Raw genomic sequence first — 24363 nt, forward strand, 5'->3', positions numbered from 1 at the left:
AGGTTATTGTGATTGTCTTTTGGTCAGAATACTTGAATTTGGTGCAAACAAAAAGCGCGAAACGTTAAACGTTTCGCGCAAATCGATTAGTGACGGAAATGGCGCATTCCAGTGAAGACCATTGCCATACCTGCTTCATCAGCGGCGGCAATCACTTCTTCATCACGCATTGAACCGCCAGGCTGAATTACGGCGGTAATGCCTGCTTCAGCGGCTGCATCGATACCATCACGGAATGGGAAGAATGCATCAGAGGCCATGACAGAACCTTTTACTTCAAGGTTTTCGTCTGCGGCTTTGATACCTGCGATTTTCGCTGAATAAACACGGCTCATTTGGCCTGCACCTACACCTATGGTCATGCCGTCGCGGGCATACACAATCGCATTTGATTTAACGAATTTCGCGACTTTCCAGCAGAATAATAAGTCTTTCAGCTCTTGCTCTGTAGGTTGGCGTTTTGAAACAACCGTTAAATCATCCAGTGTTACCATACCCTGATCGCGATCTTGGATAAGCACGCCACCATTGACGCGTTTAATGTCAACACCGGTTGATTTAGCTGCCCACTGCCCGCACTCAAGAAGACGAACATTCTTTTTCTCCGAGACGATTTCAGCAGCTTCTGCAGAGATACTTGGTGCAATGATCACTTCCACAAACTGACGCTCAATGATCGCTTTTGCAGTGTCTACATCTAGCTCACGGTTGAAAGCGATGATGCCACCAAACGCAGAGGTTGGATCTGTTTTAAATGCTCTGTCGTATGCACTTAAGATATCTTTGTCTTCTGCCACACCACACGGGTTTGCGTGTTTAACAATCACACATGCAGGTGCTTCGAAGCTTTTAACGCATTCAAGTGCCGCGTCGGTATCTGCGATATTATTGTATGATAACGCTTTACCTTGCAATTGCTTCGCAGTTGCAACTGATGCTTCTTCAATGTCGTTCTCTACATAGAAAGCTGCGTCTTGGTGTGAGTTTTCACCATATCGCATATCTTGCTTTTTAGTGAACTGCATATTGATCGTGCGCGGGAATTTAGTTTCCTCAGCTGCTTCTTCTGTGTAGTCAGCAACGAGCTTACCAAAGTAGTTTGCGATCATGCCGTCATACTGCGCTGTATGTTCATAGGCTGCAATCGCAAGGTCAAAACGTGTCTTATACGTTGTTGAACCATCATTTGCTTTGATTTCTGACAACACGCGGTCATAGTCGCTGGCATTAACCACAATCGTTACGTCTTTATGGTTTTTTGCTGCTGCGCGAACCATGGTTGGGCCGCCGATGTCGATATTTTCAATCGCATCTTCTAGGCTGCAGTCAGCTTTTGCAACAGTTTGTGCAAAGGGGTATAAGTTAACTACAACCATATCAATAGCAGAGATATTGTTGTCTGCCATAACATTTTCATCTTGGCCACGACGCCCCAAGATCCCACCGTGTACTTTAGGGTGGAGGGTTTTCACGCGACCATCCATGATCTCTGGGTGGCCTGTGTAGTCAGATACTTCCGTTACCTGAATGCCGTTATCGGCTAGGAGTTTACAAGTACCGCCTGTAGAAAGAAGTTCAACACCTGACTCAGCAAGAGCACGGGCAAACTCAACGATACCAGTTTTATCTGACACGCTTAAAAGTGCGCGACGAATAGGACGATGTATATCCATGATGGTTTTGATTTCCTCAATGATTAGTTAAGGGCTAGCTTAGAAAGGCTGTATTTTAGCTCAACTAGGATGAGAAAACGATGGAAATGATGTTAACGAGATTGAGAAATACTGAACTTTACCTATCAATTAGTCGATAAGAGGACATTATGCCTTATTTTTTTCAGATAAATGGAGTAAGAGAGTTTTTTTAGGAAAGAGGCAATAAGGGGTGAAAACGCCCTAATTTGGACGTTTTCAGCTTAAATACGGATTAGTTCATGCCGTACTTTTTAAGCTTTTTACGAAGAGTACCACGGTTGATACCTAGTAAGATTGCAGCACGAGTTTGGTTACCACGTGTGTAAGTCATTACTTCTTCAAGTAAAGGTGCTTCAAGCTCTGATAATACTAGCTCATATACATCTTGCACGTCTTGACCATTTAACTGCTTTAAGTAGTGGTGGACAGCTTTTTTTACTGCATCGCGCAGTGGTTGCGGTTTCTCTTGTGACTGAACATGAGCGTTAGTGATAAAAGGAGAAGTCACATTTTGTTCGAACATCTTTATGTCTCTTTCTTAGTTAGCTGCTAGTGTTTCAAAATAGTTTTCTAATGCCTCGATTTGCGCCTCTGGCTCCTCAAGTGCATTGAATACTCGCCTAAATTGACCTTCTTGGTCATGGGACTGCAAATACCAAGATACATGTTTGCGTGCGATGCGCGCTCCCATTGGTTCACCGTAAAACTGATGGAGGTTCACTAGGTGTTCCATCAAAATACCACGCACTTCGGAAACCTCTGGTGCTGGTAAGTGTTTTCCAGTTCGCAAATAATAGTCGATCTCTCGGAAAATCCAAGGACGACCTTGGGCGGCTCGACCAATCATGATGGCATCTGCGCCCGTATAATCCAAAACCTGCTTAGCTTTTTCTGGAGACGTTATGTCACCATTCGCTACAACAGGCATAGAAACCGATTGCTTTATCGCTTTGATAGTGTCGTATTCCGCGTCACCTTTGTACATGCATGCACGAGTTCTTCCGTGCACTGCCAGTGATGCAATACGATTGCGCTCGGCTATTTTCGCAATTTCAACACCATTGCGGTTGTCAGGATCCCATCCAGTCCGGATTTTTAGGGTGACAGGCACATCTACCGCGCTAACCACGGCTTGTACTATTTCCTCAACCAAATCCGGGTACTGCAACAGTGCAGAACCTGCGAGTTTTTTGTTCACTTTTTTGGCTGGGCAACCCATATTGATATCTATGATTTGCGCGCCATTTTTGACATTGAATTGTGCAGCTTGTGCCATAAGCTCAGGATCGGCTCCTGCAATTTGCACTGAACGTATGCCTGATTCACCAGAGTGATCCATGCGGTTCATTGATTTATCAGTTTTCCAAACCTTTGGATTTGATGACAACATTTCAGAAACCGCAAGTCCAGCGCCAAGACGCCGACATAATTGTCTAAATGGTCGGTCTGTTATACCAGCCATTGGAGCTACGATCACATTGTTATCAAGTTGGTAAGGACCAATACGCACTGCTATTCATCTGCCTCATTTCAAGGGGCGCTAAGTTTACGGTTTTTTTCGCAAAAATCAAAGGCTATAAATTGAACATAAGTGTTTTTTTTTTGAACTTTTTGGGTTGACTTTTGGTAACAATATGAAGCGCTGCATAAATTGCTGGAAATTTATTCAAAAATTTTTGAATGGTAAATTTGGACGTGTTTATCGAGCTGTAAAAAAAGCGTAAAGCCTGTTAAGTACAGGCTTTACGCGTAATAGAATACTAACTCAGAAGATAGTCGTTACACTTGTTATGGTTTTGTAATTCCACTTACTCGAGTCCATTCTCCCTCTTGTTTTATTGCATCTAACTCAATATACGGTGCATACACATCAGCAACAGATTGAGCTTGTTCTTCTAAGATCCCTGACATGGCAATTGCTCCCTGTGGTTTTAAGAATCCAAGGATAATTTCATGCAATTCCCTAAGCGGTTGAGCAAGGATATTCGCAACGACAATATCCGCTTTAAACTCTGGTTGGTTCTCTGGTAAGTAAACTTCTAGTTGATCAGCCACACCATTGCGCTGTGCATTGTCTCTGCTTGCGATAAGCGCCTGCGGGTCAATATCGATACCGATCACGCGTTCTGCGCCGAGTTTAATCGCTGCAATGCCTAAAATACCCGACCCACAACCAAAGTCGACTACGGTTTTACCGCTTAAGTCTTGTGCTTCTAACCACTGTAAACAGAGTGAAGTGGTAGCATGTGTGCCTGTACCAAATGCAAGGCCAGGATCCAATAGCACATTCACGGCATCCGGATCTGGGATATCACGCCAACTTGGGCAGATCCACAAACGTTCACCAAACTTGATAGGGTGGAAGTTATCCATCCATTCTCTTTCCCAGTCTTTGTCTTCTAACTGCTCTATTTTGTATTTAGGCGCTTCCGGCATTTGCTCAGAGAGGTAATCAACAACAGATTGCATATCATGGGTTGCTTCAAATAGGCCAATGACAGTTGTCTCAGGCCATAAAATAACTTCACCCGGCTTAGGTTCATAGACAGGGGTGTTTTGGCCATCAATAAATGTCACAGAAGGACAGCCAATATCCATCAGTAAATCACTGATCAGATCGGCTGTTTCTTTGTTAGCATCAATGCGGATTTGGATCCAAGCCATAATGTTGTTCCTATTAAATATCTTTTGGTTTTCATTGTGCGATGAATGACACATCGACTAACAGTGATTATGACTGTTACTGAATGTGAGCACCTAGGTGTTGATGTGTACAATTACAGGCACATATTTAAATTCAAATAAAAAGGCCGCATGATGCGGCCTTTTTTTTATTTTGTATTCTTAGCCTTTGACATCTAAGAAGCTTTTCAGCAGGTCAGAGCGAGAAGGGTGACGCAGTTTACGCAGTGCCTTCGCTTCAATTTGACGAATACGCTCACGTGTTACATCAAACTGCTTACCAACTTCTTCAAGCGTGTGGTCCGTATTCATGTCGATACCAAAACGCATACGAAGTACTTTAGCTTCTCTTGCAGTTAAGCCTGCAAGCACTTCGTTAGTTGCACCGCGTAAGCTTTCCATTGTTGCTGAGTCAATCGGAGATTCAATCGTTGTATCTTCGATGAAGTCGCCAAGATGCGAATCTTCATCATCACCGATTGGTGTTTCCATAGAGATAGGCTCTTTAGCAATTTTAAGCACTTTACGGATCTTGTCTTCTGGCATCATCATGCGCTCAGCTAGCTCTTCAGGGCTAGGTTCACGACCCATTTCTTGCAGCATTTGACGAGAAATACGATTAAGCTTGTTAATCGTCTCTATCATGTGCACTGGAATACGGATTGTTCTTGCTTGGTCAGCAATTGAACGTGTGATAGCTTGTCGGATCCACCATGTTGCGTAAGTTGAGAACTTATAACCACGGCGGTACTCGAACTTATCAACAGCTTTCATCAGACCGATATTACCTTCTTGAATTAAATCCAAGAATTGAAGGCCACGGTTGGTGTATTTTTTAGCAATTGAAATTACAAGACGTAAATTCGCTTCAACCATTTCTTTTTTCGCACGGCGCGCTTTTGCTTCACCGATACTCATACGACGGTTGATATCTTTGATGCGCTCTACGCTTAAACCTGTACTTTCTTCAATGGCTTTTAGCTTGTTAACACAACGCTCAATTTCAGGTTTCACTTCACGAAGCTTATCTGAGTGCTTTTCACCCGCTGCAATTTCAGCGTCAATCCAAGCAATATCAGTTTCGTTGTTGGCAAAGTGCTTAACAAATGTTTTCTTAGGTAATTTTGCAATCTGAACAGCTTGCTTCATGATGATACGCTCTTGAACACGAACTTTGTCCATCATTTCACGCATGTTATTAACCATACGGTCAAACTGCTTAGGTACTAATTTGAATTTGCGGAACAGCTCACCTATCTCTTTGATAGCGGCTTGTGCGTCTGGATGACTGCGGCCTTTTTCTTCAAAACACTGACGCGCACTGGTGTAAAGTGAGCGAAGCTCTTCGAAGTGCTCGCGTGCAACTTCAGGATCAGGGCCTGACTCGCCTTCTTCAGAATCGTCGTCATCCTCTCCATCATCGTCTTCATCGTCTAAGTCTTCTTCACTTAGCTCTGAACCGATATGCGTTGCAGAGATAGTTGCTTCGTCATCTTCTAATGAGTCGAAGAAACCAGTGACGATGTCACTTAAGCGCATTTCTTCGGCTTCGTACTTGTCCCACTGTTCTAACAAATACGTGATTGCTTCAGGGTATTCGGCAACAGAAATCTGCACCTGATTAATCCCTTCTTCAATACGCTTTGCAATAAGAATTTCGCCTTCCCGAGTCAGTAGCTCAACGGTGCCCATTTCACGCATATACATACGGACTGGATCAGTTGTTCTGCCAATTTCTTTTTCTACCGTTGCTAGCGCAGCTGCCGCTGCTTCTGCTGCATCCTCGTCGGTGGTTGTTTCTTGCATCATCAACTCATCGGCATCAGGGGCTGCTTCAGAAACCTGAATACCCATATCATTAATCATGCTAATGATATCTTCAACTTGATCCGAATCTATGATGTCTTGTGGAAGGTGATCGTTAACTTCTGCAAAAGTTAAGTAACCTTGCTCCTTACCTTTCTGAATCAGAAGTTTGAGTTGTGACTGAGGAGATTGATCCATAGAGATTTATGCTTCCACTCTGATAAAGTTTATACAACGGGCGCCAGCTAAAAACAGCGTTATTTTGGTTGACGCAGTGAATAGAACATTATAACACCAAAAATTAATTTTGACCAGTTCTACGAGAGCTTAAAGCTTGTGTTAATAACGCACATTCTAGTCGTTCGTCGCTATTTAAGCCCTCAGTTTTGTCTTTAATAAGTAAGGTCTCTAATCGTAAATTTAAACACTGATCTTCAATAAATTTAAAAGTGTGTTTAAATTCATCTTCCAAGGCCTCTTCTTGTATATTATGTTGCCAAGTTGCGAGTTTTTTTAATGCTTCATAATCTTGGCTATCCCTAAATGATTCTAATATATGTGCAGTGGTGTAACTGGGGTTTTCTAGACTGGTATGTTGAAGCCTCAAAAACAGCGCCATGCCAGGTAGTTGCATGTGAGCAAGATCGGGTAAGTAATCAACACAATTTGCCAGTTTTGGATGTTGTAATAACAGTCCGATTGCACGTCGCATTGGGGTGACTTTGAATTTGCGTTCTATATTATGTTGTTTTTTAGGTGTTGATAGTTTTGCGGTGAGTTGTTCTCGCGTTCTACCTATGAGCCTTGCCAATGTTGTTAGTAAAGACTCCTGATAAAATTCGCTCGGAATTTTATTGATCAGCGGTACCGCTTCTGCGAGTAGCTTTGCTTTACCTGCATCAGTGGTTAAGTCACATTGCTCACACAGACGGTTGAATAATACTTTACTGTAGTCATCAGCCGCTGATAATCTTTCTTCAAAGCGCTCTTTGCCTTCTTGCTGAACCAAGGAGTCTGGGTCTTCGCCATCCGGTAGAAAGACAAACCCCAAAGATTTGCCATCTTTTAAGTTTGGTAATGCATGTTCAAGTGCACGCCATGCAGCATCACGACCAGCTCTATCACCATCATAACAACACACGACTTTGTCGGTATTACGAAACAGTGTTTGCATATGTTCTAGCGTGGTAGCAGTACCAAGTGCTGCAACCGCATAATCGATGCCGTACTCTGAGAGCGCCACCACATCCATGTAGCCTTCGACTATGAGCACTTGTTCTAATTTTTTATGTGCTTGCTTAGCTTCGTAAAAGCCATACAGTTCAAAGCTTTTATGGAATATACGTGTTTCAGGTGAATTAAGATATTTCGGCCCCTGATCTTGGCCCATAACACGACCACCAAAGGCGATTACCCGGCCGCGTTTATCCCGAATAGGGAACATTAGTCGGTCGCGGAAAAAATCAAATTGTCTGCCGGGCGTTTTTTCACTGGCGAGCTTTAATTCAACCAATTGTTGTCGCTGAGCTGGGCTGCGTGCGAATTTGCCAAGTAACGCATCCCACTCTGGTGGTGCGTATCCAATTTGAAACTTATTGACGGTTTGTTCAGAGAGTCCACGGCCTTTGACATAAGCCTGTACTTGACCTGCGTTGTTATGCGAATTTAATTGCTGTTGATAAAAGCGCGCAGTATGCATCATTAAGTCATAATCAGACTTCTTTTCTTCAAAGCTTCTCTGTGGTCCGCCAAGCCCTTGCTCTCTTGGGATTTCAAGATTAAACATACCGGCAAGTTCTTCAATGGCGTCAACAAACTCAAGTTTGTCATACTCCATTAAAAATGAAATGGCATTACCATTAGCACCACACCCGAAGCAGTGATAAAACTGTTTATCTCTAGAAACAGTAAAGGAAGGAGACTTTTCATTGTGAAAAGGGCAGCAGGCTTGGTAGTCTTTTCCTGCTTTTTTTAGACCAACACGGCCATCAATAAGCTCGACGATGTCAGTTCTTGCCAATAAATCATCGATAAACTGTCTTGGAATTTTGCCAGCCATAGTTTTCCTAACGCTTATACGAAGAAACCGAGCACGAGGCTCGGTTTACTAATTTCATACATTTGTATGTGGGTAATTATGCGCTTAATCTTTGCTTAATTAAACCAGAGATTTTGCCCATGTCAGCGCGACCTTCAGCTTTTGCTTTGATCACACCCATTACTTTACCCATGTCTTGCATACCAGCTGCGCCTGTGTCAGCGATAGCAGCATCGATCATCTCAAGTACTTCTTCCTCAGACAAAGGTTGAGGTAAGAAAGACTCAAGTACTGATATTTCACCAGCCTCGATTTGTGCTAAATCTTCTCTTCCCGCATCAGTATACTGAGTGAAAGAGTCTTTACGCTGTTTAACCAGTTTAACCAACACTGAGGTGATACCAGCATCGTCTAGCGTTGTCTGGTTATCAATTTCACGTTGCTTGATTTCAGCTAGAGCTGCTCTGATTGCCGCAAGACGAGGTTTGTCTTTGGCTTTCATTGCTTCCTTTTGGGCGTCTTTTAGCGTCGCTAATAAGCTCATATGTACAAGACCAAATGTTAATTAGTATAGTTTAACGCGACGTGCGTTTTCACGAGAAAGCTTTTTCATGTGACGCTTTACAGCTGCTGCTTTCTTACGCTTACGCTCTGCAGTTGGCTTTTCATAGTGCTCGCGACGACGAACTTCTGAAAGGATACCTGCTTTTTCACATGAACGCTTGAAACGACGAAGTGCTACGTCAAACGGTTCGTTTTCTCTTACTTTAATTACTGGCATTAAAAATTCACCTACCTAAATAATGAGCTTGGCTCAAATTGACCGAAAAATGGTCAATTGGTTCAAAAATGGTGCGGTATTGTAAGCCGAAGCGAGACCGCGTGTAAAGATCAAATTATAGCGGATCTGAATAATTGTGTCATGCGTTAATCTCTTTAGTGCGTTTTATCCCGTTATTGGTGGCCTCGGCGAAAAAGCATGCAAACCACTTGGCCAGCTTTTTTCTCTTTTAGCAACTGCCAGTTAGCAGGGAGGTTAGGCTGTGCTTCTTTTTCAAATTCAACATAAATTAATGACTCATCATGAAGCCAACCGGCACTTTCGAGTAATTCGCAACAAGGTGAAAGTAGGTCTTTTCTAAATGGTGGATCGAGATAAATAATATCAAAAGTCCGGTTTTGCTCGTTTTTACTTAAGTAGTCTAGCGCACTAGTATGAATAACTTGTGCATTATCTAATGCGAGCGTCTGTATATTTTGTTTGATTTGCGCAGCTGCGGTTTTATCTAACTCTATAAAGGTCGCTGTATTGGCAAAACGCGATAGAGATTCCAAGCCTAAACTGCCAGAGCCCGCAAAGCAATCTAGCACGTTGGCATCACGTGTGTCTGCCATTAACCAATTAAATACGGTTTCTTTTATACGGTCAGTTGTGGGTCTGAGGCCTTCAACGTCTTTTACTGGCAGTTTACGACCTTTAAATTTACCACTGATAATTCGAATATGGCCGTCAGTGCGGGTTTGAGGCTTTCTTTTTTTCATATATTTTCACTATCGAGTTTATTGCACTCGATTATAAATTTTTCATCTACTTGGAACATGATACACTAAGCGCATATTATGGCGTTAACTTAGTGATTATAACAATTATCACAAAGTCTTTTGTGTGATTATTAAGGTCTTTGTACAAATCCCAACATTTTGGCAAACAGTATTAGATGGCGGTGCGCATGTGTGCAGCGTTATACAGCTTTGCGTTTAATAGTGGTGATCATAGATACGGTTATGGCTGCTAAATCACAATACAAACTTATATGGTATTAGTTGGTTATGGGAAAGAAAAACAAATTTTTATCTTGGTTGGGGTTTGGTAAATCCGATAAAGAACAAGCCGAGCGTGAAGAAGCAGCGCGTCTAGCCACAGAGCAAGCTGAGCGTGAAGAAGCAGAGCGTCTAGCCAAAGAGCAGGCTGAGCGTGAAGAAGCAGAACGCCTAGCGAAAGAGCAGGCAGAGCGTGAAGAAGCTGAGCGTCTAGCCAAAGAGCAAGCCGAGCGTGAAGAAGCAGCGCGTCTAGCCAAAGAGCAGGCAGAGCGTGAAGAAGCTGAGCGTCTAGCCAAAGAGCAAGCTGAGCGTGAAGAAGCAGAGCGTCTAGCCAAAGAGCAGTCGGAGCGTGAAGAAGCAGAGCGTCTAGCCAAAGAACAGGCAGAGCGTGAAGAAGCTGAGCGTTTAGTAAAAGAACAGGCAGATCGTGAAGAAGCTGAGCGTTTAGCCAAAGAGCAGGCAGAGCGTGAAGAAGCTGAGCGTCTAGCCAAAGAGCAAGCCGAGCGTGAAGAAGCAGAGCGTCTAGCCAAAGAGCAGGCAGAGTGTGAAGAAGCTGAGCGTTTAGCCAAAGAGCAAGCCGAGCGTGAAGAAGCTGAGCGTCTAGCCAAAGAGCAAGCCGAGCGTGAAGAAGCAGAGCGTCTAGCCAAAGAACAAGCTGAGCGTGAAGAAGCTGAGCGTCTAGCCAAAGAGCAAGCCGAGCGTGAAGAAGCAGAACGTTTAGCCAAAGAACAAGCTGAGCGTGAAGAAGCAGCGCGTCTAGCCAAAGAACAGGCAGAGCGTGAAGAAGCAGAACGCCTAGCCAAAGAGCAGGCAGAGCGTCTAGCCAAAGAGCAGGCAGAGCGTGAAGAAGCTGAGCGTTTAGCCAAAGAGCAGGCAGAGCGTGAAGAAGCTGAGCGTTTAGCCAAAGAGCAGGCAGAGCGTGAAGAAGCTGAGCGTTTAGCCAAAGAGCAGGCAGAGCGTGAAGAAGCTGAGCGTTTAGCCAAAGAACAGGCAGAGCGTGAAGAAGCAGAACGTCTAGCCAAAGAACAAGCTGAGCGTGAAGAAGCAGCGCGTCTAGCGAAAGAACAGGCAGAGCGTGAAGAAGCAGAACGTTTAGCCAAAGAACAGGCAGAGCGTGAAGAAGCAGAACGTTTAGCCAAAGAACAGGCAGAGCGTGAAGAAGCAGAACGTCTAGCGAAAGAACAGGCAGAGCGCGAAGAAGCTGAGCGTCTAGCCAAAGAGCAAGCTGAAGCAGAAAAGCCAAAGAAGAAAGGCTTTTTTGCACGCTTAAAACAGGGACTTCTTAAAACAAAAGAAAATATTGGTTCTGGTTTTGCGTCAATTTTCCGCGGCAAGAAAATTGATGATGACTTATTTGAGGAACTAGAAACTCAGTTATTAACCGCTGACTTGGGTGTTGAAACCACCATGAAGCTGATTGATAATCTGACTGATGCTGCAGATCGCAAGCAGTTAAAAGATGGTGATGCGCTGTACGAATTGATGAAAAGTGAAATGGCTGAGATCTTAAAGGATGCTGAGCAACCACTAGAAATCAATACAGGCAAAAAACCATATGTGATTTTAATGGTCGGTGTGAATGGTGTCGGTAAAACGACCACAATCGGTAAAATGGCAAAACAGTTCCAGTCACAAGGTAAGTCTGTGATGCTTGCAGCAGGAGATACATTCCGAGCGGCAGCTGTAGAGCAGTTACAAGTATGGGGCGAGCGTAACGATATTCCAGTGGTCGCTCAGCATACCGGTGCGGACAGTGCGTCAGTGGTATTTGATGCGTTTCAAGCGGCTCAAGCCCGAAATGTGGATGTGCTGATCGCTGATACGGCGGGTCGTTTACAAAACAAAGATAACCTGATGCAAGAGCTTGAAAAAATTGCACGAGTAATGAAAAAGCTTGACCCAGATGCACCCCATGAAGTGATGCTGACGATTGATGCAGGTACGGGTCAAAATGCCATTAGTCAGGTTAAACTATTTGACCAAGCAGTGGGTTTAACTGGTATCACGCTAACTAAATTAGATGGTACTGCAAAAGGTGGTGTTATTTTCGCCGTTGCTGATCAATTTAAAATTCCAATTCGCTATATCGGTGTGGGTGAAGGTATCGATGACTTGAGAACGTTCAAGAGCGATGATTTTATCGAGGCGTTATTTAGCCAAGATGATGAACAGAAAAGTTAAAAGCAAAAAAGCGCCCGACTAATCGAGGCGCTTTTTCTCTATAAGGACAGAGCATACGCATTTTGTAGGTCGTATATGATTAAATTCGAACAAGTAAGCAAAACTTACCCTGGAGGTCACAGAGCGCTCGAGAAAGTGAGCTTTGAGCTTGGCAAAGGTGAGCTCGCATTTTTAACTGGTCACAGTGGCGCGGGGAAAAGCACCTTGTTAAAGCTGATCAGTTTAATGGAGCGTCCGTCAGCAGGGAGGGTATCCATCAACGATGTTGACCTAAATAGCATCTCTAACCGCCAAGTCCCTTTTGTTCGCCGAGATATTGGCATTATATTTCAGAATCACCGACTGCTGGAGCGTTACAACATCTTTGATAATGTTGCTTTGCCGCTCGTTATTGAAGGGACGCATCGTAAGCACATTACTAAGCGGGTACATGCTGCGCTGGATAAAGTGGGTCTGTTAGATAAGGTAAAATGTCAACCGAGCACATTGTCTGGCGGTGAGCAGCAACGGGTAGGCATTGCGAGAGCCATTGTTAATTCACCTCCTCTTTTGCTCGCCGATGAGCCGACTGGTAACCTAGACCCAGAATTATCTATGGAAATCTTAACCCTGTTTGAAGACTTCAACCGTCACGGTACTTCGGTCTTAATTGCGACCCATGATTTGGGGCTCATTGCTCGCATGAAGTATCGCAGTTTGACGCTGGACCACGGACGTATGCTACAAGACCCTTTGGCTGTTGATCCTTTAAAAGGTGACTTTATAGGAGATTCGTTATGAGTTTGCTATTTAAAGGGCGCGGTAATCAGGTTAATAGTCAGGATAAATCGCTGTTTTTAAAGTTGTATTTTTTTGTTATTACGATATTTCGTCATGGTGTACATAGCTTAGGCGAAATGTGGCGTACGCCTATGGCATCAATAATGACCATATTAGTATTGGGGTTAAGCTTAACTTTGCCGACCACTTTATATGTTGTCGTTAAAAACGTACAAAAAGTCAGTAGTGGTTTTCAAGAGGCGGCGGAGATTTCATTATTCGTTAAAGAAGAGATCACCGAGCAAGAGACGCAAACATTAGTTAAACGATTAGCTCTCTATCCGGAAGTGGACTCTGTCAGCTTTATTTCTCGCTCTGAGGCGCTAACAGAGTTCAAGCAAATCTCTGGGTTTGGGCAAGCGCTGGATTATTTAGAAGAAAACCCGCTACCAAGCGTGGTTTTGGTCACACCAACTAAACGTCATCGAGGTGCAGAAAGTGCTCAGGTACTGCTTGAAAAGCTACAAGGAGAGCGTGAGGTCGAGTTTGGAAAGTTGGATATTGAGTGGCTTGAGCGTTTGAATGCACTATTAGGGCTGTTGAAAGAAAGTGTATTTACCGTTGGTTTGCTACTGCTCAGTGCGGTTGTTCTGATTATTGGTAACACTATTCGCTTGTCTATTATGGATAAAAAAGAAGAGATACAAGTGTTGAAGCTTGTCGGGGCGACCAATACTTTTATTCACACTCCTTTCCTATGGACTGGGATTTGGTATGGAGTTGTCGGTGGCTTAGTTGCTTTTATATGTGTTGTACTGATGCTTTGGTGGCTGGAATCTGCTGTATCGCTGGTTGTGGGTGTGTATCAGAGTAACTTTGTATTAGAAGGTTTAAATCTGTCAGAGCTGTTTTCTTTACTCTTGTTAGCAATTTCTTTGGGCTTTATCGGCTCTTACCTTTCTGTACAAAAATATATTCGTGAAATTGAACCTGAGAAGGTCTGATTTTCATTTTTAGCAGACTGTGTTGTCATCAGTCTGCTTGCCTTTTTTCTGTCTGCTTCAATCTGTTAAATTTTACAGTTGATAAATTTCTTTAAAATCAATATCTTATTTATTCATTTATTGTTAATAATAAAAAGCTTGATTTTTAGGCTAGAAAAGTAGTAGATTTCAGTTAGCACTCTAAGGGTTAGAGTGCTAAAATAAACGAAAGAATTTATCACTGAGGTGAAAAATGAGTAAAGACACATATGCAATGGCATTAACAGTTGGACAGCAAAGTGCGAGTATCGAAGGATACCTGCAAGCTGTGAGCACGATTCCTATGCTGGACGCTGAAAAGGAACATAAGCTTGCTACACGTCTTCATGAAAATGGCGACCTAGATGCCGCAAAACAGCTCATTATGTCTCACCTCAGGTTTGTAGCACACATTGCTAAAAGTTACTCAGGCTATGGCCTGCCGCAAGCTGACCTTATCCAAGAAGGTAATATTGGCTTGATGAAAGCGGTCAAACGTTTCAACCCAACAGTGGGCGTGCGACTAGTCTCGTTTGCAGTGCACTGGATTAAAGCTGAAATTCATGAGTATGTGCTTAAAAACTGGCGCATCGTCAAAGTTGCGACAACAAAAGCACAACGTAAACTGTTTTTTAACCTGCGTAAGAATAAAAAGCGTCTTGGTTGGTTTAATCAAGAAGAGGTGAGCACTGTAGCTTCTGAGCTCGGTGTCAGTGAAAAAGAAGTCCGTGAGATGGAGTCGCGTATGAGCGGCCAAGATATGGGCTTCGATTTAGGGTCAGATGAAGATGAAGGGACGCAAAGCAGCAACTTTTCACCAGTTCAGTATCTCGCTGATTCAAACAGTGACATTGCTGAAGTAATTGAAGAAGAGCAGTATCAGCAGCAAGCACAAAATCGTTTGCTGGCGGCAATGAAGACGCTAGATGAGCGTTCTCAGGATATTGTAGCAGCGAGATGGTTAGCGGAAGATAAGGCGACACTGCAAGACTTGGCTGACAAATATAGTGTTTCTGCTGAACGCGTTCGCCAGCTTGAGAAGTCGGCTATGAAAAAGCTGCAAGCAGCGATGAGCTAAGCGTTAACGCATTCAAGATTTTTAAATACCGCTCCAGTTATGGGGCGGTATTTTTTTGTGTCATAAAAAATTGAGCTTACAAGTGTACGCTTATTTGATTATAATGCATCGATCAAGTTTTAGGAGCGCTGAGTTTGTTAGCTTTATTACGAATTTTGGCAATGGCCATATTTATTATTATGAGTTGTATTTTTGGATTGGCACTGTGTATTGTAAGACCTTTCCATCGCAACAATGTGCACGTTATCGCCTCTTGGTTTGGCTCTATGGCCAAGGTAATCGGGGTTGAGTTAGTGATAGACAGAGCACCAGAAGTGGCTGAGGTTGGCCCTGCACTGTACGTTGCAAACCACCAGAATAACTATGACTTATTTACCTTGCCTGCTGTGGTACCGCAAAACACTGTCAGTATGGGTAAAAAAAGCCTTAAGTGGATCCCGTTTTTTGGTCAGCTTTATTGGCTCTCTGGCAATATTTTAATTGACCGTGCAAATCGCTCTAAAGCGGTGGGTACGTTAGATAAAGCGGTTGAGAAGATCAAACAAAAAGGCTTATCACTGTGGATGTTTCCCGAAGGGACGCGCAGCTATGGACGTGGCCTTTTACCATTTAAAACCGGTGCTTTTCACGCTGCAAAAAATGCTCAAGTGCCAATTATTCCAGTCTGCATGAGTTCAACGAAAGATAAAATTAAGCTTAATCGCTGGAACAACGGCAAAGTTTATATTTCAATGCTGGCACCGATTAAGTTATCAGAGGATTGCTCGGCAAGAGAGCATGCGGTGCGCATTCATGCTAAGATGGCCGATAAAATCGCACAATTAGATAAAGGTGAGAAAAGCTGATGGAAAATTGGCAAGAGATCAGTGAAGACATTGTTGAGTCGCTTCTTGAAGACGGCTCCAATCCAGAAAAGCTGTATGAGGTTGAGCATCACTTTGTATGTGAAAACTTTGATAAGCTGGAAGAGGCCGCATTAGCTGCATTTAAACTGGGTTATGATGTTGAAGAGCCAGCTGAGCTAGAGCTGGAAGACGGTGGTAAAATATGGGGCTTTGATATTGTTGTTGAAGCTGAATTAAACGCCGAAGTTATCCTGGAAGACGTGACTAAGTTGGTTGCAATTGCAGAGCAAACTGGCGTTGAATATGATGGTTGGGGTACCTACTTCCAAGACTAATTCAGTCAGGTAGCACCCTTTGAGAAAGAAATGGACTTCTCTCTATCTATTTTTCTAATCCTTTATTCTTGTATTTTGATCTTATAGTAGACAATTTTGTCGTAACTATGCATATTATTGCGTTTGATTAAAAAAGCTTCTCTTAGGAACCATGCACGCAACAATTCCCATTAGTGAACTTGTACCAGGTATGTTTGTGGACAGTGTTCATAAATTAAGATCTGATGCAGATATTAAATTAAAGTCACGAGGGATGGTGCGTAATTCGGCGATAATCACACAGCTCGAAGCGGATGGTGTTTTAGAACTCAATATTGATATTACGCAAAGCCAGGTGCCTGTACCTGAGCGTTTTATCAAGACGGATGCCGCCAATAGCACAATAACACACAGCGTACAGAGAGCATCATCGTCTCAGGCTGAAACGCCAGACACTGAAATAGAGCAGGACACCGATGCGCTGTTAACTTCAGTAGGAACGAATCCGCTGCCCACCGCTGAAGTCTTTTCTGAAGCGTTGAATCAATTTGAAATGCAGAATAAAAAGCTGCAACTGATCTATGGCAATATTCTCGGTGGCGAAGCACTACAGATGCATTTGGTCAATGACATCAGTAAAGAGATTGTGTCGTCAGTGACTCAAAATAGTAATGTTATGGCGATTTTAACCCGTCTCAAAGACAAACGTGGGTTTAGTTGGCGTCATATGATCAACTGCACAATCTTGATGACCATTTTTGCTAAATATCTGGGCCTGAAGCCTCATGTGGTAGAACAAATGGCGATGGCTGCGATGCTGCATGACATCGGCAGGAGTAAGGTGCCGCAAAGTATTCAGGAGAAGACGACTCCGCTGAGTGACAATGAAACGCGCTATATGCAAAGACATGTTGCTTATTCTGTGGCGATGGTTAAAGAGGAAAAGGGAATAACCCCTTTGATGATAGACATGATTGTAAATCATCATGAGCGCCTAGATGGCAGTGGTTTTCCACGGGGACTTGAGCAAGATAAGTTAAGTAAAGCTGCACGTGTTATGGCCATTGTCGATACCTATGCAACGTTAACAACGGATCAGCCAGCAATGAAGGCCATAGAGCCTGTGCATGCTCTGCGCTTTTTGTTATCTAACAAAGACCAGTTTGATGCGGTATTGGTGCAAAAGTTTATCAAGTGTATTGGGATACACCCCGTTGGCACATTAGTAAAGCTGACCAATGACCGTTTAGGGTTGGTAATGGCGGGTAATGAAGGCTCACCTACATCACCGATTGTTCGCGTGTTTTATAACGTGAAACACATGCATCAAATTACACTGAAAGATGTCGATCTCAGTGCCACAAATGATATTAAAATTGTGTCAAATGTGAGACCAATCGACTACCAGATTAATTTATCCCGTCTGTTGCAAGAGAATTTGCTTGTTTAGCCTGCTTGCAACGTTTTAACCTTTGTACCTTGGCTGAGAGCAGTGCACCTGCAAGACAGCTAGACATCAATACAATCCAAAGCAAGGTGCCTTTTTCACTATGCAGAGCAAGGCAACAACAAGCCAAAGCAAATAGCGCAGCGATGATGGCGCCTAACCAGTAATGGTTTACTGGGTTGTCACACTGGCCGGCGCGCTGGCACGCACAATAGTTTGCTTTACATAAACAGTACACGCTGACGCCTGAAAACAGCAGCGCTGCCATAATCAATAACACCATCATGATTATTCTCCTCACTTGAATGGCAAAGAGTATATGTGAAACTCGCACATGGTTCAATGATATTGAGAATTAGTCTCATTTATAGTTGTGTGATGAATGTTTAATTTCTGGTCTGACTTGTTATTAAAAGTAATTAAAAGCTTTTATTTTACGCAATTGGTGGGTTAAAAGTGTCAAAGTTGAGGATTTTTAATTCGGTTTTCTGTAGTGTGTCAAACCATTAATTTTATTGCGGTTAGAAATTAAGAGGCAAGAATGAACAGAATTATGGTTGCACTGATAGGTGCAGGCGCAATGATCACATCAACGCAGGGTTTAGCAGCTGCATTTCAGTTAGCTGAGCAAAATGTATCCGGTTTAGGCAGAGCATACGCGGGCGAGGCCAGTGTCGCGGATGATGCATCGGTGGTTTCACGTAACCCAGCATTGATGAATAAACTAAAGGGGACGCAGGTGAGTGTATCTGCGATGTATGTCAAACCGGATGTGAGTTTGCAAGGTACGAGTACTAACAATGGTGTACCTGCATCAGCACTAGATAATAGCAGTATTGCCCCAAGTGCGGTTGTGCCAAGCGCGTTTATCACCACCAATATTAATGATAAATGGTCTGTAGGTGGCGGTATGTATTCTCAGTTTGGGCTGGCAACCGAGTTTGATGACGACTATGTGGCTGGTCAAATTGCAGGTGAAACTGAAATCGTGACTATTAACACCGGTATTGCAGCGTCCTATCAAGTTAATGCGCAGTGGAGCATCGCGGCGGGACTAAACCATGTTTATGCTGATGCGAAAATTCTTAGAAACCTAGGTGTAAATACGTTTGGTGTACCTAGTGATACTGAGGTCGTAAACTTAGAAGGTGATGATACTGGATTTGGTTGGAATGTGGGGGCGGTGTTTAACATTGACGAAGACCATCGCTTTGGTTTTCACTACCGCAGTGAAACAGACATTACATTTAAAGGCACTTTCAGTAACCAGCTACCAGCAGTCGCGCCTTTCAATGGTACGGGTGGACAGGCTTTACCTGGTAGCGTTGCAATCACATTACCTGCAATTGCTGAAATATCTGGCTCGCACAAGTTAGACAAACAAACTGCGCTACATTACAGCATTTTGTGGACTGGCTGGAATAGCTTCCAAACACTAGCGGCCAATGTTGAAAATGTTGGCACTGTGTTCACAAAGGACGAAAACTTCAGTAACTCGTTACGTTACTCAATTGGCGCGGATCACCAGTGGAGCGAAGTGCTTAAGTTACGTGCAGGTTTTGCGTATGATGAGTCACCAGCGGATGAAAATCATATGTCCATCTCTATTCCTGATACAGACCGTATTTGGTACTCATTTGGTGCAGAATATCAATTAACGGCGAATTCAAGCTTAGATGTCGGTGTGAGCATCATTCGAGGTAAAACGCAGCGCTTTGTTGAAAAAGATAATTTCGGTAGCGAGTGGGGCTTTAAGTCAAAAGGTCATGCGTCAGTATTTGGTTTGCAATATAACCATACACTTTAACGTTCTACCCAATGTAAGAAAAAGGGCTGCGATGGTGCAGCCCTTTTTGTTATAGCTTGTCTTTTAGCTGATAAAGCAAAGCATGCGCTTGTTTTGGAGTCAGCTCATCTGGGTCAATAGACTCTAGAAGCTGCTCTACTTCAGAAGGTTCAGTATTGAGTACTAAACTGTGTTGTTGAGGTACTGTTGTTGGCTGGACACCATCCACGACACTTTGATGTTGCTCAAGCAGTGTGAGTTTTTGTTTGGCTAACTTGATAACGGCTTTTGGCACACCAGCAAGGCCTGCTACTTGTAAACCAAAGCTTTTACTTGCCGCGCCTTCGAGTACGGTATGTTTGAATGCTATGGTGTCATTGTGCTCAACCGCATCGAGATGCACATTAACAAGACCAGATTGCTGCTCAGCTAGCTCAGTAAGCTCAAAGTAATGGGTTGCAAATAATGTCTTGGCAGAGATTTTATTCGCAAGATAGTCAGCTGTGGCATATGCCAGTGATAGGCCATCGTATGTACTGGTGCCTCGGCCAATCTCATCCATTAATACCAAAGACTGCTCGGTTGCGTTGTTGAGTATGGTAGCGGTTTCAGTCATTTCAACCATGAAGGTTGAACGCCCTGAGGCAAGATCGTCGCTTGCACCAATACGAGTAAAGATCCTATCAATTTGGCCAATGTGCGCATGGCTTGCAGGCACAAAGCTACCAATATGTGCCATTAGCACAATCAACGCGGTTTGGCGCATATAAGTTGATTTACCGCCCATATTTGGACCTGTGATCAGCAACATTTTTCTGTCATTGCTCAAGTGCACTGGGTTTGCAATAAAGGGCTCACTGCTGACTTGTTCAACCACAGGGTGGCGACCAGCTTGAATATTGATTTCATCGCTTGAGGTGAGTTCTGGTTTACAGTAATCCAGTGTCTGTGCGCGCTCAGCTAATGTATTCAATACATCCAAGTCTGCCAGTGCCGCAGCCATTGTTTGTAATTGCTCTAGATAAGGGGCAATTAATTCAAATAATTGCTCATATAGCTGCTTTTCAAGCGCCAGTGCCTTGGATTGACTGCCTAGGACTTTGTCCTCGTGCTCTTTTAGCTCAGGAATAATATAGCGTTCATTATTTTTTAGGGTTTGGCGTCTAATATACTCAGGTGGTGCAAGGTGCGCGTTGCCTTTACTGATCTCAATATAAAAACCATGCACCTTGTTGTAACCGATTTTTAAGGTGCTGATACCAGTACGCTCGCGCTCCCGCTCTTCTAGTTGTTCTAAGACATCGGTTGCCCCTTCACTGAGCGCACGCCACTCATCTAATTCCGCATTATAGCCTGTGGCAATGACGCCACCATCTCTGATCAGCACTGGCGGGTTGTCGATGATTGCGCGCTCGAGTAAATCTTGTAAATGAGGTAGCTCAGGAGATTGCGCTTTGATCTGTTGGATGCGCGCATCATCACTCTCATTTAACAATTGATGTAGTGGCGGTAGTGCTTGCAATGCACTGCGAAGACGCGTTAAATCTCGTGGTCTTGCGTTGCACAGTGCAAGCCTTGCGACGACACGCTCAATATCACCTATTTGACGCAGGGCATCATACAGCTCAATACCTAAATGCATATCGATTATGCTTGAGATGGCGTTTAGACGTGCATTCAGTTCAGCTCGGTCACGGACCGGTGTATGGATCCGGCGCTTAAGTAAACGAGACCCCATAGGCGTCGCTGTTTTATCGAGTACCTGTGCCAGGGTATTATCGATAGAACCAGATAAATTGACTGTGAGCTCAAGGTTTTTGCGCGTTGCTGCATCTAAAATCACAGCGTGTTCATTTTTCTCTAAGGTAATGGCTCTGATATGCGGCAGTGCTGTACGTTGGGTATCTTTGACATATTGCATGACACAGCCTGCTGCAATTAATCCCGCAGAGGCCGATTCGACACCAAACCCGATCAAGTCTTTGGTGCCAAATTGTTGGCAAAGTAGGTGTTTGGCGGTGTCTAAGTCAAACTCCCAATCTGGACGACGGCGACAGCCTTTGACTTGCTCAAGTACGATTAAATTTTGAAATGACTCTGGATAGAGTAATTCAGCTGGCTGCAAGCGTTGTAACGTTGACATCAGCGCTTCGTCCGTTGCCAGCTCTACAACATTAAAGCGCCCAGAGTTGATATCTAAATAGGCAACGCCATATTTGTTTTTATCTTGCCACACTGCAGCAAGCAAGTTGTCTTGACGCTCTTGTAGTAGGGCTTCATCAGTGACGGTACCCGGTGTGACAATGCGTACAACCTTGCGCTCAACCGGGCCTTTGCTGGTTGCAGGGTCGCCAACTTGCTCACAGATCGCAACTGACTCACCCATTTGCACTAATCTTGCCAAGTAGTTCTCTACGGCATGATAGGGTACACCCGCCATTGGAATGGGATTACCACCGGCTTTACCGCGATGTGTTTGCGAAATGTCGAGTAGCTGTGCGGCGCGAATGGCATCATCGAAAAATAATTCGTAAAAATCACCCATACGGTAGAATAGCAGGATCTCTTGATGTTGGGCTTTGATCCTAAGATACTGCTGCATCATAGGTGTTTGTTGCTTTATAGTATGTTCAGAATAAAGATCTAATGACATGCTTCTACCTAAGGTTTTTTGTATGGAAATACACACTAAAATCGCCGCATTAGCGGCACAATTGGGCGCTATTCTAACGAATAAAAGCTTCGTGATCACTACCGCTGAGTCTTGTACTGGTGGTGGAATTAGTTATGCGCTCACAGATACGCCGGGAAGCTCTGCCTATATCGATCGTTGCTTTGTCACATACAGCAATGAGGCGAAGCGTGAATTACTGGGCGTATCAGAGCAAACGCTTGCTCAATATGGCGCAGTCAGTGAGCAGACAGTCATTGAGATGGCCGCAGGCGCAAGAGCTGCGGGTAAAGCAGATATTGCGATATCGGTATCTGGCATTGCAGGGCCAAGTGGCGGCAGTAAAGAAAAACCTGTTGGTACTGTATGGTTTGCAATAGATATACAGGGGGATACACAGACTTTTATGCAAGTGTTTCCCGGAGGTCGAGCGGAAGTTAGGTTGCAAGCTATTGAATTTATTTTAGAAAAAATAATTTCTTTAATAAATCAGTAAAAGGCTCTTGATACTGTAATTCTATACAGTATACTTGTTCGCATTACGCTAGATTGGAGAAACAGATGAACGATAACAAACAAAAAGCATTAGATGCTGCATTGTCGCAAATTGAGCGTCAATTTGGTAAAGGATCAATCATGAAGCTGGGTGATAGCCAAGCTTTAGACATCGAGTCAGTGTCAACTGGTTCATTGGGACTGGATATTGCTTTGGGTATCGGTGGTCTGCCAACTGGTCGTATTGTTGAAATTTATGGACCTGAATCTTCAGGTAAAACAACACTGACGTTACAAACTATTGCCCAAGCACAAAAAATGGGTAAAACCTGTGCATTCGTAGATGCAGAGCACGCACTTGATCCAGTATATGCTGAAAAGCTCGGTGTAAATGTTGATGACTTACTGGTCTCTCAACCTGACACTGGTGAGCAGGCGCTAGAGATCTGTGACATGTTAGTACGTTCAGGTGCTGTAGACGTTGTTGTTGTTGACTCGGTAGCTGCTTTGACACCTAAAGCAGAAATCGAAGGTGACATGGGTGACTCTCACGTTGGTCTTCAGGCGCGTTTGATGTCGCAAGCACTACGTAAATTAACTGGTAACATCAAGCGTTCAAACACGCTATGTATCTTCATTAACCAAATTCGTATGAAGATTGGTGTGATGTTTGGTAACCCTGAAACGACCACTGGTGGTAACGCACTTAAGTTCTATTCATCAGTCCGTTTAGATATCCGTCGTATCGGCTCTGTGAAAGAGGGTGACGAGGTTGTGGGTAACGAAACACGTGTTAAAGTTGTTAAAAATAAAGTTGCGCCTCCATTTAAGCAAGCGGAATTCATCATCATGTATGGCGAAGGCTCGTCTAAGCAGGGTGAACTAATTGACTTAGGTGTTAAGCACAAGCTAGTCGACAAAGCGGGTGCTTGGTTCAGCTACAATGGCAATAAGATTGGTCAAGGTAAAGCGAACTCAATTAAGTTCTTGAAAGAAAACGTGGCAATCGCTGACGAGATTGAAGGCAAACTACGTGAAATGTTATTACTTCAAGCAACCATTAAAGATGAGGAAGGTGAAGATAAAGGCCTTGCAGAGGTAGAAGACAAGCTATAACTCCTCATATCTAGCGAGTAATCTAGAGTAAAAAGCCGCTTAATAGCGGCTTTTTTGATTTTTCTAATCTAACCCAATTAGCATGGGGTCAATTTTTGGTAAGGTGTTTTATACCGCGCCATCAAACTCAAACTGACGCCAAGACTCATATACGAATACGGATACCGCGTTAGATAAGTTCATGCTGCGGCTATCTGGTTTCATTGGAATTCTTAGCCTTTGATCTTCTGGTAGAGAAAAAATAATTTCTTCAGGCAGACCTCGGGTTTCAGGTCCAAACAACAATGTATCACCAGCTTGGTATTTTGGTGCATGGTGATAAGCTTTGCCTTTGGTTGTGCATGCAAATACACGTTTAGGCTTGCGTTGTTCTAAATATGCTTCGTAAGACGGGTAACGCTTTACTTCACTGAATTCATGGTAATCCAGTCCTGCACGCCTTACACGTTTGTCATCCCAATCAAATCCCAGCGGCTCAATCAAGTGTAATGAATAGCCTGTGTTGGCACATAAACGAATAATGTTACCCGTATTTGGTGGGATCTCAGGTTGATATAAAACGATGTCTAACATGATTAACCTCTAACTCAATTTGAGCGCAGTATAGC

The 24363-nt window shown here is 43.6% G+C and carries 22 protein-coding genes; 10 read left to right on the top strand and 12 right to left on the bottom strand.

The window, feature by feature from the left end; genetic code table 11:
• Positions 1-86: 86 nt before the first annotated feature.
• From purH to rsmD, 9 genes are all read right to left on the bottom strand, one after another.
• Positions 87-1673: a bifunctional phosphoribosylaminoimidazolecarboxamide formyltransferase/IMP cyclohydrolase gene (gene purH / locus JF50_RS04650; RefSeq protein WP_039608331.1), complete on the bottom strand. Its 1587-nt coding sequence runs from the start codon at positions 1671-1673 to the stop codon at positions 87-89.
• Between the two features lie 253 nt (positions 1674-1926).
• Positions 1927-2217, bottom strand: coding sequence for a DNA-binding transcriptional regulator Fis (gene fis, locus JF50_RS04655; RefSeq protein ID WP_010374122.1), 291 nt, complete (start codon positions 2215-2217; stop codon positions 1927-1929).
• Positions 2218-2232: 15 nt separating this feature from the next.
• Entirely contained in the window at positions 2233-3204 is a 972-nt protein-coding gene (dusB, locus tag JF50_RS04660) for a tRNA dihydrouridine synthase DusB (RefSeq protein ID WP_039608332.1), read from the bottom strand.
• A 278-nt stretch (positions 3205-3482) separates the two neighbouring features.
• A complete protein-coding gene (prmA, locus tag JF50_RS04665; protein WP_039608333.1) occupies positions 3483-4358 on the bottom strand; it encodes a 50S ribosomal protein L11 methyltransferase in 876 nt (291 codons plus the stop codon).
• Positions 4359-4538: 180 nt separating this feature from the next.
• A complete protein-coding gene (gene rpoD, locus JF50_RS04670; RefSeq protein ID WP_039608334.1) occupies positions 4539-6380 on the bottom strand; it encodes an RNA polymerase sigma factor RpoD in 1842 nt (613 codons plus the stop codon).
• A gap of 103 nt (positions 6381-6483) precedes the next feature.
• Positions 6484-8241 carry a DNA primase gene (dnaG, locus tag JF50_RS04675; protein ID WP_039608335.1) on the bottom strand — a complete coding sequence of 586 codons (1758 nt, stop codon included), beginning with the start codon at positions 8239-8241 and terminating at the stop codon, positions 6484-6486.
• A 76-nt stretch (positions 8242-8317) separates the two neighbouring features.
• Positions 8318-8764: a GatB/YqeY domain-containing protein gene (locus tag JF50_RS04680; protein WP_039608336.1), complete on the bottom strand. Its 447-nt coding sequence runs from the start codon at positions 8762-8764 to the stop codon at positions 8318-8320.
• A gap of 21 nt (positions 8765-8785) precedes the next feature.
• The gene (gene rpsU / locus JF50_RS04685) at positions 8786-9001 is read right to left on the bottom strand and encodes a 30S ribosomal protein S21 (RefSeq protein ID WP_010362466.1); all 216 of its coding nucleotides are present in this window, start codon (positions 8999-9001) and stop codon (positions 8786-8788) included.
• Positions 9002-9174: 173 nt separating this feature from the next.
• The gene (rsmD, locus tag JF50_RS04690) at positions 9175-9762 is read right to left on the bottom strand and encodes a 16S rRNA (guanine(966)-N(2))-methyltransferase RsmD (RefSeq protein ID WP_039608337.1); all 588 of its coding nucleotides are present in this window, start codon (positions 9760-9762) and stop codon (positions 9175-9177) included.
• 288 nt (positions 9763-10050) lie between these two features.
• Between rsmD and ftsY the strand changes: the two genes are divergently transcribed.
• The 7 genes from ftsY to JF50_RS04730 all read left to right on the top strand — a co-directional run bounded on the left by ftsY (position 10051) and on the right by JF50_RS04730 (position 17690).
• The gene (gene ftsY / locus JF50_RS04700) at positions 10051-12222 is read left to right on the top strand and encodes a signal recognition particle-docking protein FtsY (RefSeq protein ID WP_080760115.1); all 2172 of its coding nucleotides are present in this window, start codon (positions 10051-10053) and stop codon (positions 12220-12222) included.
• 75 nt (positions 12223-12297) lie between these two features.
• Positions 12298-13002 (top strand): cell division ATP-binding protein FtsE, encoded by a 705-nt coding sequence (gene ftsE, locus JF50_RS04705; protein WP_039608338.1) that lies wholly within the window; start codon positions 12298-12300, stop codon positions 13000-13002.
• Complete coding sequence (gene ftsX / locus JF50_RS04710; protein WP_039608339.1) at positions 12999-13985, top strand: permease-like cell division protein FtsX; 987 nt, start codon at positions 12999-13001, stop codon at positions 13983-13985. Before ftsE ends, ftsX begins: the two co-directional genes overlap by 4 nt.
• 232 nt (positions 13986-14217) lie before the next feature.
• The gene (gene rpoH, locus JF50_RS04715) at positions 14218-15081 is read left to right on the top strand and encodes an RNA polymerase sigma factor RpoH (protein WP_039608340.1); all 864 of its coding nucleotides are present in this window, start codon (positions 14218-14220) and stop codon (positions 15079-15081) included.
• A gap of 134 nt (positions 15082-15215) precedes the next feature.
• Positions 15216-15926: a 1-acylglycerol-3-phosphate O-acyltransferase gene (locus JF50_RS04720; RefSeq protein WP_039608341.1), complete on the top strand. Its 711-nt coding sequence runs from the start codon at positions 15216-15218 to the stop codon at positions 15924-15926.
• Positions 15926-16261: a ribonuclease E inhibitor RraB gene (rraB, locus tag JF50_RS04725; protein ID WP_039608342.1), complete on the top strand. Its 336-nt coding sequence runs from the start codon at positions 15926-15928 to the stop codon at positions 16259-16261. The genes JF50_RS04720 and rraB overlap by 1 nt, the downstream gene beginning before the upstream one ends.
• A gap of 151 nt (positions 16262-16412) precedes the next feature.
• Positions 16413-17690: an HD-GYP domain-containing protein gene (locus JF50_RS04730; protein ID WP_039608343.1), complete on the top strand. Its 1278-nt coding sequence runs from the start codon at positions 16413-16415 to the stop codon at positions 17688-17690.
• Here JF50_RS04730 and JF50_RS04735 read toward each other — a convergent pair.
• Complete coding sequence (locus tag JF50_RS04735; protein WP_039608344.1) at positions 17650-17973, bottom strand: hypothetical protein; 324 nt, start codon at positions 17971-17973, stop codon at positions 17650-17652. The genes JF50_RS04730 and JF50_RS04735 overlap by 41 nt on opposite strands.
• Before the next feature lie 255 nt (positions 17974-18228).
• On the opposite strand from JF50_RS04735, the gene JF50_RS04740 reads away from it, so the two are divergent.
• Positions 18229-19494 (top strand): outer membrane protein transport protein, encoded by a 1266-nt coding sequence (locus JF50_RS04740; RefSeq protein WP_039608345.1) that lies wholly within the window; start codon positions 18229-18231, stop codon positions 19492-19494.
• Between the two features lie 49 nt (positions 19495-19543).
• Here the strand turns inward: JF50_RS04740 and mutS are convergent, their stop codons facing one another.
• Complete coding sequence (gene mutS, locus JF50_RS04745; RefSeq protein ID WP_039608346.1) at positions 19544-22126, bottom strand: DNA mismatch repair protein MutS; 2583 nt, start codon at positions 22124-22126, stop codon at positions 19544-19546.
• A gap of 22 nt (positions 22127-22148) precedes the next feature.
• On the opposite strand from mutS, the gene JF50_RS04750 reads away from it, so the two are divergent.
• Positions 22149-22640 carry a CinA family protein gene (locus tag JF50_RS04750; RefSeq protein ID WP_039608347.1) on the top strand — a complete coding sequence of 164 codons (492 nt, stop codon included), beginning with the start codon at positions 22149-22151 and terminating at the stop codon, positions 22638-22640.
• 65 nt (positions 22641-22705) lie between these two features.
• Complete coding sequence (gene recA / locus JF50_RS04755) at positions 22706-23755, top strand: recombinase RecA (protein ID WP_039608348.1); 1050 nt, start codon at positions 22706-22708, stop codon at positions 23753-23755.
• A gap of 108 nt (positions 23756-23863) precedes the next feature.
• On the opposite strand, the gene trmL is transcribed toward recA, so the two are convergent.
• Positions 23864-24328, bottom strand: coding sequence for a tRNA (uridine(34)/cytosine(34)/5-carboxymethylaminomethyluridine(34)-2'-O)-methyltransferase TrmL (trmL, locus tag JF50_RS04760; protein ID WP_039608349.1), 465 nt, complete (start codon positions 24326-24328; stop codon positions 23864-23866).
• Between the last annotated feature and the right edge of the window lie 35 nt (positions 24329-24363).

The sequence above is a fragment of the Pseudoalteromonas luteoviolacea genome (assembly GCF_000814765.1).
In the GTDB taxonomy this organism is placed as follows: domain Bacteria; phylum Pseudomonadota; class Gammaproteobacteria; order Enterobacterales; family Alteromonadaceae; genus Pseudoalteromonas; species Pseudoalteromonas luteoviolacea_H.

Coding starts and splice junctions, on each gene's coding strand:
- JF50_RS04750 (WP_039608347.1), top strand. CDS start 22,149: ATGGAAATACACACTAAAATCGCCGCATTAGCGGCACAATTGGGCGCT.
- JF50_RS04735 (WP_039608344.1), bottom strand. CDS start 17,973: ATGATGGTGTTATTGATTATGGCAGCGCTGCTGTTTTCAGGCGTCAGC.
- mutS (WP_039608346.1), bottom strand. CDS start 22,126: ATGTCATTAGATCTTTATTCTGAACATACTATAAAGCAACAAACACCT.
- rpsU (WP_010362466.1), bottom strand. CDS start 9,001: ATGCCAGTAATTAAAGTAAGAGAAAACGAACCGTTTGACGTAGCACTT.
- recA (WP_039608348.1), top strand. CDS start 22,706: ATGAACGATAACAAACAAAAAGCATTAGATGCTGCATTGTCGCAAATT.
- rpoH (WP_039608340.1), top strand. CDS start 14,218: ATGAGTAAAGACACATATGCAATGGCATTAACAGTTGGACAGCAAAGT.
- purH (WP_039608331.1), bottom strand. CDS start 1,673: ATGGATATACATCGTCCTATTCGTCGCGCACTTTTAAGCGTGTCAGAT.
- rraB (WP_039608342.1), top strand. CDS start 15,926: ATGGAAAATTGGCAAGAGATCAGTGAAGACATTGTTGAGTCGCTTCTT.
- rsmD (WP_039608337.1), bottom strand. CDS start 9,762: ATGAAAAAAAGAAAGCCTCAAACCCGCACTGACGGCCATATTCGAATT.
- trmL (WP_039608349.1), bottom strand. CDS start 24,328: ATGTTAGACATCGTTTTATATCAACCTGAGATCCCACCAAATACGGGT.
- JF50_RS04680 (WP_039608336.1), bottom strand. CDS start 8,764: ATGAGCTTATTAGCGACGCTAAAAGACGCCCAAAAGGAAGCAATGAAA.
- prmA (WP_039608333.1), bottom strand. CDS start 4,358: ATGGCTTGGATCCAAATCCGCATTGATGCTAACAAAGAAACAGCCGAT.
- ftsE (WP_039608338.1), top strand. CDS start 12,298: ATGATTAAATTCGAACAAGTAAGCAAAACTTACCCTGGAGGTCACAGA.
- dnaG (WP_039608335.1), bottom strand. CDS start 8,241: ATGGCTGGCAAAATTCCAAGACAGTTTATCGATGATTTATTGGCAAGA.
- fis (WP_010374122.1), bottom strand. CDS start 2,217: ATGTTCGAACAAAATGTGACTTCTCCTTTTATCACTAACGCTCATGTT.
- JF50_RS04740 (WP_039608345.1), top strand. CDS start 18,229: ATGAACAGAATTATGGTTGCACTGATAGGTGCAGGCGCAATGATCACA.
- rpoD (WP_039608334.1), bottom strand. CDS start 6,380: ATGGATCAATCTCCTCAGTCACAACTCAAACTTCTGATTCAGAAAGGT.
- JF50_RS04730 (WP_039608343.1), top strand. CDS start 16,413: ATGCACGCAACAATTCCCATTAGTGAACTTGTACCAGGTATGTTTGTG.
- ftsX (WP_039608339.1), top strand. CDS start 12,999: ATGAGTTTGCTATTTAAAGGGCGCGGTAATCAGGTTAATAGTCAGGAT.
- ftsY (WP_080760115.1), top strand. CDS start 10,051: ATGGGAAAGAAAAACAAATTTTTATCTTGGTTGGGGTTTGGTAAATCC.